Origin of the sequence: Salinivibrio sp. PR919 (assembly GCF_001995355.1) — a bacterium.
Lineage (GTDB): Bacteria > Pseudomonadota > Gammaproteobacteria > Enterobacterales > Vibrionaceae > Salinivibrio > Salinivibrio proteolyticus.
Genome location: NZ_MUFL01000018.1, coordinates 38,400 through 51,478 on the forward strand (window position 1 = coordinate 38,400; position 13,079 = coordinate 51,478).

General features: G+C 49.7%; 10 protein-coding genes. 9 read left to right on the top strand and 1 reads right to left on the bottom strand.

Annotated elements, in window-relative coordinates:
- Window positions 1-370 precede the first annotated feature (370 nt).
- A complete protein-coding gene (locus BZG83_RS05320) occupies window positions 371-2,215 on the top strand; it encodes an SUMF1/EgtB/PvdO family nonheme iron enzyme (RefSeq protein ID WP_077479655.1) in 1,845 nt (614 codons plus the stop codon).
- Between the two features lie 574 nt (window positions 2,216-2,789).
- On the top strand, window positions 2,790-3,500 hold the full coding sequence (locus BZG83_RS05325; RefSeq protein WP_077479656.1) for a helix-turn-helix transcriptional regulator: 711 nt from the start codon (window positions 2,790-2,792) through the stop codon (window positions 3,498-3,500).
- Window positions 3,501-3,571: 71 nt separating this feature from the next.
- On the opposite strand, the gene pdxH is transcribed toward BZG83_RS05325, so the two are convergent.
- Window positions 3,572-4,210 carry a pyridoxamine 5'-phosphate oxidase gene (gene pdxH / locus BZG83_RS05330; protein WP_077479657.1) on the bottom strand — a complete coding sequence of 213 codons (639 nt, stop codon included), beginning with the start codon at window positions 4,208-4,210 and terminating at the stop codon, window positions 3,572-3,574.
- A 115-nt stretch (window positions 4,211-4,325) separates the two neighbouring features.
- Here pdxH and BZG83_RS05335 point away from each other — a divergent pair, with 115 nt between their 5' ends.
- The 7 genes from BZG83_RS05335 to BZG83_RS05365 form a co-directional block, all read left to right on the top strand.
- Complete coding sequence (locus BZG83_RS05335; RefSeq protein ID WP_077479658.1) at window positions 4,326-6,131, top strand: sensor histidine kinase; 1,806 nt, start codon at window positions 4,326-4,328, stop codon at window positions 6,129-6,131.
- Entirely contained in the window at window positions 6,131-7,462 is a 1,332-nt protein-coding gene (locus BZG83_RS05340) for a sigma-54-dependent transcriptional regulator (protein WP_077479659.1), read from the top strand. Before BZG83_RS05335 ends, BZG83_RS05340 begins: the two co-directional genes overlap by 1 nt.
- Before the next feature lie 121 nt (window positions 7,463-7,583).
- On the top strand, window positions 7,584-8,984 hold the full coding sequence (locus tag BZG83_RS05345; RefSeq protein ID WP_077479660.1) for an HlyD family type I secretion periplasmic adaptor subunit: 1,401 nt from the start codon (window positions 7,584-7,586) through the stop codon (window positions 8,982-8,984).
- Between the two features lie 34 nt (window positions 8,985-9,018).
- Window positions 9,019-10,323: a TolC family outer membrane protein gene (locus BZG83_RS05350; RefSeq protein WP_077479665.1), complete on the top strand. Its 1,305-nt coding sequence runs from the start codon at window positions 9,019-9,021 to the stop codon at window positions 10,321-10,323.
- Window positions 10,320-10,928 (top strand): OmpA family protein, encoded by a 609-nt coding sequence (locus BZG83_RS05355; protein WP_158011503.1) that lies wholly within the window; start codon window positions 10,320-10,322, stop codon window positions 10,926-10,928. Before BZG83_RS05350 ends, BZG83_RS05355 begins: the two co-directional genes overlap by 4 nt.
- 19 nt (window positions 10,929-10,947) lie before the next feature.
- On the top strand, window positions 10,948-11,613 hold the full coding sequence (locus BZG83_RS05360; protein ID WP_077479662.1) for a transglutaminase-like cysteine peptidase: 666 nt from the start codon (window positions 10,948-10,950) through the stop codon (window positions 11,611-11,613).
- Between the two features lie 6 nt (window positions 11,614-11,619).
- Window positions 11,620-13,079: LapD/MoxY N-terminal periplasmic domain-containing protein (locus BZG83_RS05365; RefSeq protein WP_077479663.1), on the top strand; the 1,460-nt coding region annotated here is incomplete at its 3' end.

Genomic DNA, 13,079 nt, shown 5'->3' on the forward strand with positions numbered 1-13,079 from the left:
AGAAGAACAAAAAAGACAAGAAAACAATGACAGTGTCAGCTGCTAAGCTACTGTCTATAAAGCGGTTAAAGGCGATGCGATGAGAAACCTCTCTGCTTGATCATCGTTTCGAGGCGATCAATGGAGATCTTAGCCTTGATCATGGTTCCGTCACACGCGTCGTCACACAATCTTATTTGAAGCGCGGCGGCGCTTAAGGTAATCTCGCGTGGATATTAAAAACAATGAACACAGTTGCACCGATCACGTCGCAGAATGCTGACTGCCGTCAAATAATTAACACGGTTTGCGTGGCAACACTGGTTTCCGTGATAGTCTACTTTTTGGACATAGGTATTATTATTGCGACACATGCGTAAGCAAGGGAACTATGACAACGAAATACATAAAGGCGCTATGTTTAGCGCTCCCTCCCCTACTGCTAACCGAGTTGGCGTTCGCTGAAAACGCGTCTTCCGCGGATAACATCGATCCGGTCAGTGAGTTGGTTGAGAAACTTCGCGCAAAAGAAGATGTGCTGGAGTCTCAAAACGATGAGCTGGCCCTGCAGCAGGCGAAGCTTGATGACCTTTTAGTTAAACGCGCCACGTTAGATGACGAGCTAAGTCAGCTTCAACGCGAGCGTAGTGAGGCTAAAGCCCAGCTGGACGCCAAGTTTCAAGACTTGATAGCTGACCCAAGTACCGACATCGGTCCTTATCAGCAAGCGTACCAACAAGCTTGGCAAAAGGTTAATAACCATCAACAAGAACAAGCTGCGAACGAATCAGCGATTATCGAGCAGAAAAAGTTGCTCGCGCAGCAAGAGCGCCAGCAGGCGTTATTAGCCACCACGCTGGAAAACCTGCACGAGGCTATGCGTGAAGCACGTGCTGAGCGCTTGCGTAAAGAGTTGACGCAAAAAGACACCATTGAGGTTGTCCACAGTGTGACTTGTGCGCCCAATATGACGCTTGCCGCTTGTGCCAATCAAGGTAAGACCTTGACAATGCAACAAGCCATTCGCGAATTCCGTGGCCAAGTCACCGACTTTGTCACCGAATCGGCGGCGGTGAAGCAAAACATCGATAAGGTTGCTTTCAACATTCACGTTACCAACAGTGAAGTGGTTGATGCAGGGTTTACCGGTGGCACCGACTACACCACCCGCATTAAAGCGGAACTGGTCAGTCGTCCGGGTAAAACAGCTGCCTGTCGCTTGTTAGATTTGGAAGATCGCTACTGTGTTGAAACCACACAAGCACAGCAGCAAGCCAAGCATAAGCAACAAGCAAAACGCTGGGTCAATGTCACTGTTCGCTCTAACCGTTATGACGACAGCGTTAAAATTAACGACGTGTCTTATGGCAGCACACCTGTTGAGCTGATGCTTCCTGTTGGCACCCATGAACTGACGGTCAGCAAGCCCGGATTTATACCTTATAGCCGCGAGGTTTATCTGGGTAAAGATCAGGTCGTATGGGCCAAGCTCGAAGAGCAACCCAATCGTCCACCTAGCCCGGGAAAAAAGTTTACTGACCCTGTATCCAATAACCTTGAAGCCCCGCAAATGGTGGTAATTGGGGCAGGTGAATACAAAGTAGGCCCAGACGCGCGAGAAAGCGTTGCGGTACGTCACTCGTTCGCGATTGGCTCTACGCCTGTCACCGTGGCGCAATTTGATGCCTTTGTGAATGCGACCGGTTATGTCACCGCTGCAGAACAAGGTAATGGTTGTAATATGCTGGTTAGTGGTGAAATCAGCCAAAGCTTGGAATCAGATTGGCGTCAGCCAGGCTTTGACCAAGCCGCAGATTCACCCGTTGTTTGTGTGAACAAGAAAGATGCCAACGCTTATACCAAATGGCTAAGCCAACAAACCGGCCATAACTACGCACTGCCGAACGATGTGCAGTGGGAAGTGGCGGCCCGTGGCGGCACAAACAGCGATTTCTGGTGGGGCAACGAAATTGGTGTCGGCAACGCCAACACAGGCTGGAGCGGTACCGTATGGTCAAACACACGAACCTCTCCGGTTAAAAGCTTCCCGCCCAACCCCTTTGGTGTCTATGACACAGCCGGAAATGTCTGGGAATGGGTAAGCAGTGAAGAGCCAATTGCCCGTGGTGGTGCTTGGAACTTTTCACCGCAACGTGCTCGCGCATCAGAGCGCTTGGACGTCGGCGAAAACATGAGTGCTAATTACCTTGGTTTCCGCGTGATCAGAAAAATCTAGTCTGACAAGCGATAGTATCTAAGTCCCTTAAAGCCGCTTTCTCAAGCGGCTTTTTTTCTGCTTACTTTATCGGTAAGCATCATCCGCACGGTACGACTTGCCGACGTACCACGACTGTCCATAACCCAGCCGAATCAACAGCAGAACAATACACTGGTTAAGAAAGCGTTTATCAGTTACTTACACTTTGCAGCATAGATTGATCTTAACCACAATCTTTAAGTAAAGTCACTTTATCTTGTGTCAATGGGTCAAATCCCCCCTACCCAACGTCTAGGCTTCTGGATATAGTGGCAAGCGTAAACAGTATTTGTCCCGATAAATGCTTTTACGTAAATCCTAACACTGTTAGGTGCAGTCAACGATAACTAGGGCGGTCAACAACCCTCATGACTCGTTCGGTTATTTAGACAACCTCTTCTACACGTCGTACAGGATACAGCCCGAAAGGGCGACTCTTGTCTTTGCCGGYTTTATGCCGGCATTTTTTTGTGCTCAAATAAGCCTGCCTGTTTTTTTATGTTCAAACGGACAATGGCGTCCAATAATAATAACATTCGATCGTGTAGGCCTTATGATGCAACCGGTTTCCATGCTGCCTCCCTCTCTCTCAATGCTTGAACAGCTGCCAGGGTGCTGGGGATGCAAAGATAAAAACTCCGTGTTTGTTTACGCAAATAGTGAATACTGCCGACTCGTGGGCCTCAAGCACCCTCAAGAGAGTATTGGTAAAACGGATCACGACATGCCCTGCCCAACCATCGCCTGTGCCGATCAATTTCAAGCGCAAGATAAACAAGTGATGGAAACCGGCAAACGTCTACGAGTATTAGATATTCACCCTTACGCAAACGGCCGATGGTACGCCCATCTTTTTACCAAAACGCCTTGGTACGATGAAGCGGGGAATATCTGTGGCGTCGTATTTTGTGGTCAAGAGTTGAGTGACACGGCGATATTGGAAGTCGGACACTGGATATGCCGTGCAGTAACGCATCCAGATGATCATCCGCTCGACGCACCGTCACATCCTTCCGACATTCATTTAACCGCGCGAGAGTCTGAAGTACTTTTTCTGCATCTGTATGGCAAAAAGCCCCAATTAATTGCGCAAACCCTAGGGGTGTCGGTTAAAACGATTGAAAACCACTTTGCACACCTGCGGGAAAAGTTCAGTGTTGAGTCCAAGGCAGCTTTAATTGAACGGGCGTTGGCGTTGGGGTTCGGCTCTGTGATCCCAGAGCGGTTGCTCACCAAGCAAGTGTCGGTGGTATTGCGAGATTAACGTTCAGAGGAGAGGGAAAGTGCTACACAAAGCAGCACTTTTCATTGCTTACATTGGCTAAGAGATAGGGCTTAGGGCGCAAGGCGTTCAACATCCCATTGATCGTCATCGTTGCGCTGGTATAAAAAGCGATCATGCAGCCGATGCTCCCCGCCTTGCCAGAATTCAATGCTTTTCGGTTTCACACGATAGCCCCCCCAGAATGTGGGCACTGGCACTTCACCTTTTGCGAATTGCTGTTTTAGCTCCATAAATTTGCCTTCAAGGGCGGAGCGTGCCGTCAGACGCTCGCTTTGCTTACTCGCCCATGCAGCGATCTGGCTTTCCTTGGGACGAGAGGTAAAGTATTTAAACACCTCTTTTTTAGTCAATGGCTCAGCGTCGCCGGTAATATGCACTTGGCGCTCAATAAAATGCCAAGGAAAATGTAAGCTAATTTGGCTATTGTTCTTTAAATGCAAGGCCTTACGACTGCCTAGATTGGTGTAAAACACGAACCCATCGTCACTGTAGTCTTTTAAAAGCACAATACGTTGGAAAGGCTGACCGTTTTCATCCACTGTCGCGATAGTCATCGCGGTAGGGTCAGGAACCTGAGTTTCTATGGCCTGTTTGAGCCAGTGTTCAAATAATTGTAGTGGGCTATCAGGCAAATCATTGCGGCGTAGACCGCCTCGCGTATATTCTCTTCGAATGTCAGACAGATCCATTGCATTCTCCAATTCATTCATTTTTCGTTATTTTGCGCAGGTTGCGCCAGATAGACAAGGATATTCTCGGGTACGGTATTAAACCGACTCCGATCAATGACCAAGGAGCAAGACGGTGAAAAAGTCGCAATTTGTGTTATCAGCGACCCTACTCGGCACGGTCTTATCCGTGATCGTTGGCATTGTCACCTTCAACGAAACCAAGTTTCAGTTAATTGCGCAAATGCGCGAGGATGTTCGACAACTCGAAGACAAGCTGTCTGCCGAGCTGGCTCGATACAGTGAGCTACCCGCCGTCCTCGCCTCCGATCCACGCTTAATCACCTTATTGGCTGATTCGGCGCCCAAACAGCAAGTCGTAGAGATCAATCGTTTATTAGTTCGGTGGGCTTCGCGTCTTGAAGCCGACACCGTCTACTTGTTGAACACACAAGGCACCACGATCGCGGCAAGTAACTGGCAGAGCCAAGCCTCCTTTGTGGGTCAAAACTATGCGTACAGGCCCTATTACCAACAAGCGATAAAAGGGGGAAAAGGCGCTTATTATGCCTTGGGAACTCGTTCAGGAAAGCGCGGTTACTATTTTTCCTATCCCGTCCGTGACTCAAATCAACAGGATTTACTGGGGGTGCTCGTCATCAAGGTTGACCTGTCTATTATCGAACAAGTATGGAAATATCAAACCTTTGACTACCTATTGACCGATCCGCAAGGGGTTATTTTTTACAGCTCTAACCCCAACTGGGTGTACCAAACACTCACTACGCTGCCCACGCCTCAAAAGCAAAGTATTCAACGCTCGAGGCGTTATGGCGACACCCCGCTTATCCCACTGAGCCAGTTTCAGCATCCTCGTCAGCTAGCAGATAACACGGTGATTTCCCTGGGGCTAGATGCCTCTGCACGTCAGCCAATGCTGATGACCACACACACCATCAGCCAAGCAGACTGGCAGCTTTATGGACTTACCCCGATCAGCACCCTTTACCCTTACGTTTTTCAGGCGGTTATACTATTCATCACGTTTTATTTCTTGGTCGCTGTGATTGTCTTAGCATGGTGGCAGCGTCTTGCTGCTCAGCGCCAGCTTGCACGATTAAACCAGAGCCTTGAACGCAAAGTCGCTCGCCGTACACAATCGTTACAAGCGTCCAACCAGCAATTGCGTGACACCCTTCATCAATACGAGCGCACGCAACAAGTACTCAAGCAAACACAATCAGAATTGGTACAAGCGGCCAAAATGGCGACCCTTGGAGAGATGTCTGCGGGGATCAACCATGAAATCAATCAACCACTTGCGGCCATGCGCACCTACACAGAAAACAGTCAGCGCTTAATGGCCAAAGCACGCTATCAAGACGTGGAAGATAATTTGGCGAAAACGCTCGGATTGATTCAAATGATCCATGACATTGTGGCGCGCTTTAAGATCTTCGCAAAAAAATCACAAACCCGAACAGGTACCCTCGATGTGGTGCCATTACTTCATGCCGCTGTTTCGTTGACCAAAAGCCGCTGGCTTCGTCAAGGTATCACTGTACAGCTTCCCTCGCACTCAAGCCCGCTTTATGTTGTCGCGGATGCCATCTTGCTCGAGCAAGTGTTAGTCAACTTGCTCACCAATGCGATAGACGCTGTATCGAGTACTCCCGACCCTTGCATTCGGGTTGACACTCAACACGATGCAAGCAGCCTTGAACTGCGTGTGATAGACAATGGTAAAGGCATGGATAGTGATACGCTGGCACAGGTTTTTACACCCTTTTTTACTACTAAAGAAACAGGACTCGGGCTTGGGCTGACGATTTCTAAGCGGATCCTCGAGAGCCTACATGGTCAACTTATCGCAAACACCAACCCAACAGGCGGAACCATCATGATAATTCGTCTGCCCGTTCCGACTAAGGAGAGTGAATAATGGAACCGACGGTGATTGTGGTCGATGATGAGCCAGCGGTCCGCGATGCCATTACGCAGACACTGCACCTTGATGACTGGCATGTCAACGCGTTTGCGACCGCACAAGAGGCATTAGCGGCCTTAACCACCAACTTCTCGGGCGTTATCATTGCCGATATTAATGTGCCCGTCATGGACGGTATGCAGCTATTGCAAGCGATATTAGCGCTAGATGGTGAGATGCAAGTGATCATGCTTACCGGCCACGGTGATATTTCTACCGCAGTCGAAGCCATGCGGCTGGGTGCGTACGATTTTATCGAAAAACCTTTTTCAACCGATCATCTGTTGGACGTGTTAAAACGTGCGTATGACAAACGTGCTCTGGTGCTCGAAAACCGCGAACTTCGCAAGGAGCTTGCAGCGCAAAGTGGCCCCGGCCCGCGCATTTTAGGCAACCATCCGCAAGTGAAATCCGCCCGTCGTCAGCTGGGCTACTACCAGCAAACAGACGATGATGTATTACTAGTCGGAGAAAAAGGCACCGGGAAAGAGCTGGCCGCTCGCTTTATTCACGACCATGGCAAATGGCAGAACACGCCCTTGATTACCCTCAAATGCCGCTTATTGCCTACCCATTTGCTGGAGCAAACGTTATTTGGTGGCGAGTTGTCTCACTGGGCGAATAAAACTGGGAAATTACATGCTGCGAATGGTGGCTGTTTGTTGATTGACGGCATCGAGGCGCTGCCTATCCCTCTCCAGCAACGGTTACATCGCTATATTCAGCTGCGTGATGATCCTGCACATTCCCAAACCAGTCAGGTTCGCCTGATTGTCACATCACGATTTGATTTGGCCGAGAGGGTACAACGTGAGCAATTCGATCCCGCATTATGTCAACATTTCCTGACTGGCCAAGTGTTGATGCCACCATTGCGTGACCGCTGTGATGACATTATCCCGCTATTTCAGAACTTTACGCGAACTATTGCGTCACGCTATGGCATCGAAGCCCCAACATTATCTTCGCCACAACAACAACGTTTATGCGAATACAGCTGGCCGGGCAATGTGCGAGAGCTTCGCGCTTACGCCGAGCGATTGGTCCTACTTGGCGAAGATAGGCTAGACAACGCAGCGCCTTCCGCGACCACAGAGTCTAAATTGCCCACACTGACGGACCGTGTCAGTCAATTTGAGTTTGAGAYCCTAAGCGACGCATTACGTCGACATGGGGGTCGACTAAAAGACGTACAACAAGAATTGGGACTCGCGAGAAAGACCCTTTACGATAAAATGCGCAAGTATCAGTTAGATAAAGAAAATTTTAAACGTAGCCAATATTAGTGGCACTTTCGTATCACCATCGCGCAGTAATACATCGCTTTGCACAAAAACCGACAAATAAAGCAAAAAATCAGCAGCATAGACTAAACTTTTAAGAGCGGTTTCCTACATGGGGAGAGACATGGCTTGGCGCGATAAGTCTCATGCAGTATTGCCCAGAGACGAACATCTCGATTACATCGATGATAAAACAGCAGCTTTGCTCTTAAACGCGCCCAAAAGTGCGCGTATCTTGTTGTGGACAATCGCTTTGTTTCTTATCGCAGCCGCCATTTGGGCCTCTCAAGCGCAACTCGATAAAGTGACGGTCGGGCAAGGAAAAGTGATCCCTTCATCGCAACTGCAAGTGGTGCAAAACCTTGAAGGCGGGCTGGTTAAAGAACTGTTGGTAAAAGAAGGCGATACAGTCGCCCGTGGCCAACGTTTAATCCTTATCGACGACACCCTGTTCCGGTCGGATTTTCGAGAGCGAGAGCAAGAACTCAATGGCTTGCGCGCCGATGAAATTCGCATTCGCGCATTGCTCGAGTCAGTACAAATTAATGACACTGCTGCACTGGAAGAGTGGCGTGACAGCATCATTCTCAATCGTCAACCGCTCCAAGTCCCCAGCGACTTGGCCGCAGCTCGTCCGGGGCTGGTGAACCAAGCCCAAGCCAGTTATCAAGAGCAGCTATCGAATATTCAAAACCAGCTGTACGTGACGGCACAAAAAATTCGCCAAAAAGAGCAAGAACTGATCGAGCTTGAGTCACGCATCGACAACCTCGAGCAAAGCTTGGAATTCGCACAAGAAGAACTCAACATTACTCGCCCTCTCGCCGAAGAAGGGGTGGTGCCTCAAATTGACTTAATTAAACTACAGCGCCAACTCAACGATACCCAACGTGAGCTATCCTCTGCACAGTTATCATTGCCCTCAGTGGTGTCATCAATGCGTGAGGCAGTGTTCCAACGTTTGGATGTCGCATTAACGTTCAGAACGGAACAACAAGAGACCCTCAACCAAGTCGAACAGCAAATCGCCTCGATGACAGAGGGAAAAGTGAGTCTACAAGATAGAGTCGCACGCACCGTGGTGACCTCCCCAGTTGATGGCACCGTGAAGAAGTTACATGTCAACACCGTCGGTGGCGTGATTCAGCCGGGGATGGACATTATTGAAATTGTCCCTTCGGAAGACAACCTGCTCATTGAGGCCAAAATCGCGCCGCAAGACATTGCCTTTTTGCGCCCTGGGTTGGAAGCAGTGGTGAAGTTTAGCGCCTACGATTTTACCGTGTATGGTGGCCTTAACGGTCAGCTAGAAACCATCAGTGCAGATACCATTCAAGACGAGGAAGGCAACAGTTTTTATTTGGTCAAGGTACGCACCGAGAAAAACAACATCGGTGACGCAGAAACACTGCCGATTATTCCCGGGATGACCGCGTCTGTTGACATCATTACCGGGAAACGAAGCGTCCTTGATTATCTGATTAATCCTATTGTTAGGGCACAAAACACGGCATTACGGGAATAGGGATGACTGAAAAATGATGCCAGTTTGGATACGTATGAGCGCGGCTATCATAGCGGCACTTAGTTTGCTCCCCACCGCCCACAGCCAATCATTAGAGCAGGCGGTGGTGATCACACTCGCCACCGATCCGGAATTGCGTGGCGGGTTTCACGAGCTGATGAGTTTGCATGAGCGAATGAAAAACAGTGAAGGCGACTACCTTCCCGATATCGATTTAGACGCAGGCATTGGCTATGAGCGTATCGAAAATGACTCCACCCGTGCACAAGGTGATATCGACTTTGATCGCAAGGACGCCACACTAAGCCTTCGCCAGTTGTTATGGGATGGGCAAACCTCACACAATGTGAGGCGCACACGTTATGAAGCCAACAGTCAGCGCTTTCAACTGCTCTCGGATGCTGAAGACAAAGCCCTGCAAGTCGCCGAGGTCTATCTGGATGTGCTTAAGGCAGAGCAAGTATTGGATCTCTCTGAGGCCAATATGGCTGTGCATGAGCAAATTCTCTCTGATATTCGTCGCCGCGCGGAGTCTGGAATCGGGTCAACGGCTGACTTATCCCAAGTCGAGGCACGTGTCGCGCGTGCCAACGCAAATTTACTCTCGGCACAAACCAACCTCGAAGATGCCTTTACTGCGTTTTTCCGTGTCGTGGGTGAGCCTGCTAACGAGCCAATTGAACCCGTTGTCGATAACCTTGCCTTACCGGCCTCCATTGATACAGCGTTAGAGCAAGCCGTCAGCCGCAGTCCATTGTTAAAACTGGCACGATACGACATTGAGGCGGCTCGCGCTCAATACGAGCAATTTAAAGGCAATCACCTGCCTAACGTCAGTTTGGAAGTCAGTCAAACTTGGGCTGATCAAGTAAGTGGGGTGAACGATACCAGTGATGAATTTAGCGCGATGGTGCGCTTTCGTTACAACCTTTTTAATGGAGGGAGCGATCAGGCCACTATTCGCAGAGGCGCGTATGAGGTAAATCGCGCACGCGACACCTTTGAAAATGCCTATCGGCAATTGGAAGAAAGTACGCGCTTAGCATGGAGCGCCTACCAGCTAACCACCCAACAAAAAGTGTTTCTCCAACAACAAGTGGATGCGGCCTCTGATACAGTGCTGGCCTATGAAAAACAGTTTCGTATCGGCCGACGCACCTTATTGGACTTGCTCAACACAGAAAACGAGTTGTTTGAAGCGCGTCGCGCTTACCTTGACGCGAACTTTGATCATCTCTTAGCGCAATACCGGCTATTAAATAACACCGGCAACCTATTGAACGCCTTGCGGGTGACGATACCTGCCGAATGGCAAGTCAACGCGGAGGACCACAAATGATGCGAGTCCTATTTTACGCTGTGTGTATCAGCCTCCTCAGTGGCTGCGGTTATGCCATTATGGCACCGCCGGTGGCCCTGCAAAAACACGACGTTGCCGATGCGGATAAGGATGGCGTGATCAATGCGCGTGATCGCTGTGAACAAACGCCAATCGGTGCCATAGTCGATAATCAAGGGTGTCCCAGTTATGTGGAGCCAGACTCCACCGTTCAAGCGTCAGAGACGCCAGCCACATCGTTGCGGGTGCTATTTGCCAATGATACCGCAAAAGTCAGCCCCGACTATGTCACTGATATAACGGCTATGGCAGACTTTCTTACTCAGTACCCCGGCGTGTCGGTGCGTTTAACCGGCCATGCCAGTGCCATTGGCTCGCCTGAGTATAATTTACGCTTATCGCGAGAGCGTGCACGTTCGGTCAGAGCCGAGCTCGTCAGCGCCGGCATTGATCCAAACCGCATTGACATTGATGCATTGGGAGAAGCCCTTGCCACGCAAACCGATCCGAATGCGCCACAAGACCGGCGCGTGAGTGCAGAGCTGTTGAACTTTAAAGGAGATGTAGAGAAAGCGTGGACAATCTTCACTCGCCGGCCCCAGTAGTACAGCGAGCCTTATATCTATGAAGCGATGGGGCGTCGCCATATTGACCATTTTGCTGTCGATGAGTGTCGGCGGCTTGACTACCACTGAATCGCGTTGGATCCAGCAGGTCTCCGCGTTTTACGGTGAGCGTGCGGGCAAACGCGTATTGGCCTGGCGCAATATGGTCGCGAATACACAAAGTCTGTCGGAGCAAGAAAAGCTGCGTCAGGTAAATGATTTTTTTAACCAATTGTATTTTGTTGATGATATCGAGCTATGGGGAAAAAAAGACTATTGGGCGACGCCCCTTGAGTTTCTCGGCACCAGCGCAGGCGATTGTGAGGATTTTAGTATCGCCAAGTATTTCTCACTGCGAGAACTCGGTGTCGATGATAAGAAACTACGGTTGGTGTATGTCAAAGCGATTCGATTGGATCAGTTCCATATGGTTGTCGCTTACTATCCCACACCGTCATCAGAACCTGTGTTGCTCGATAACCTCGACCCAGAAATAAAACGCGCTTCATTGCGGCGAGATTTGCTACCTATCTACAGCTTTAATGGTAGCCGATTGTGGCTGATGAAAGAGCGAGGCCAAGGGGAGCTGGCCGGTAACTCCTCACGACTCGGACTATGGAATGACTTACGTAACCGCGTCGACACGTTAAAAATGCAAAAACCCGTTAAACTTTTTGATAGGTAACGACCTATGACGTTATTCAACCAAATATTCACCTGGATGCTGGTCATTTTCTTCTTCTTGGTGTTGTCGGTGTTCGGTATCGAGCTCAACACCACGCGCAACTTTTTGCTCAACCAGCAAACCGCAGATGTGAACAATACCGTGAACTCGATGGGCTTGGCCCTCGCCCCTTACTTGGAATCAGACGATAAGGTGGCGGCCGAATCCGTGATCAATGCGTTTTTTGACGGTGGCTTTTACCGTGAGGTTAACCTCACGTTGCTTTCCGACAACAGCGAAATTGTGCGCGAATATCCGGTTCAAATTCAAGGTGTCCCGCAATGGTTTATCGACCTCGATATTTTTCCGGTGATTACGGAAAAGCAAACCATTACTAGTGGCTGGATGCAATTGGCAGAAGTGGAGGTGGTGGCCCATCCAGGCTATGCCTACAAACAATTGTGGAAGTCGTTTGTGCAATTGGGGTCGAGTATGGCGGTCATTTTTCTGATCGCATCGGTCGTGATCGGCTGGCAATTGCGCCGCTCTCTCAAGCCCTTGGCTCGCATCACCCAAAAAGCAGGCGAGATTGCTAAGAACCGATTTGGCGACCCTATTCCCCTTCCCCCAACCATTGAATTAAAAACCGTGGTTAGGGCCATCAATGTCATGACCGAACAGCTGAAAAGCTATTTTGAGCAACAAGCCAAAGAGGCCGACCGATTACGTAAAACCGCTTACCGCGATCCTGTTTCTGGGCTCGGTAACCGTAGCTTTTACGTTGGCCAACTTAAATCTTGGCTCACCGAATCGGGCGTTGGCGGGATGGCACTGATTAAGGTTGATCTGATCAGTGAAGCGTACAAAAAACAAGGGTTCGAAGCGGGTGATAACTTGGTGGAACGTTTTGCCAATAATCTCACCACTACCATTATTACCGATGACAGCATGACAGCGGCCCGTTTGAGCAAGGACGAGTTTGTGATCTTAGCGCCCAATACCGATGCCGATGATCTGCGTTTACTCGGTGAAAGTGTGCTAGCAATGGTGGTCGATATGCAAGCCGATCCTATGGGGCTCACACCCCCGAAAGTGGCTGTCGGTTTAGCCGTGAATGGCGGCGGGAACCGTGACGCCAGTATCTTGCTCTCGCAAGCCGATAATGCGCTTTCTCAAGCACGAAACACCCCCGATCACCCTGTGGTGCTGATTGACCAGTCGATGGGGGATGCGGCGATGGGTAAACAGCAATGGAAAGCACTCCTTCATGAAGCGGTGGCGAAAGAGCTCTTTGTATTTAAGTTTCAGTCTGTCAGTGACAGCACCTCAAAACTGCTCCACCAAGAGGTCTTCTCRGCGATTGAAAAAGACGGCGAATACTACGGCGCAGGCCACTTCTTGGGGGCAGTAGAGCAACTTCAGCTGGGTGAGACCTTAGATAAATATGTGATCACCCACATTATGAAAACCCTCGCTCAAGATAAGAG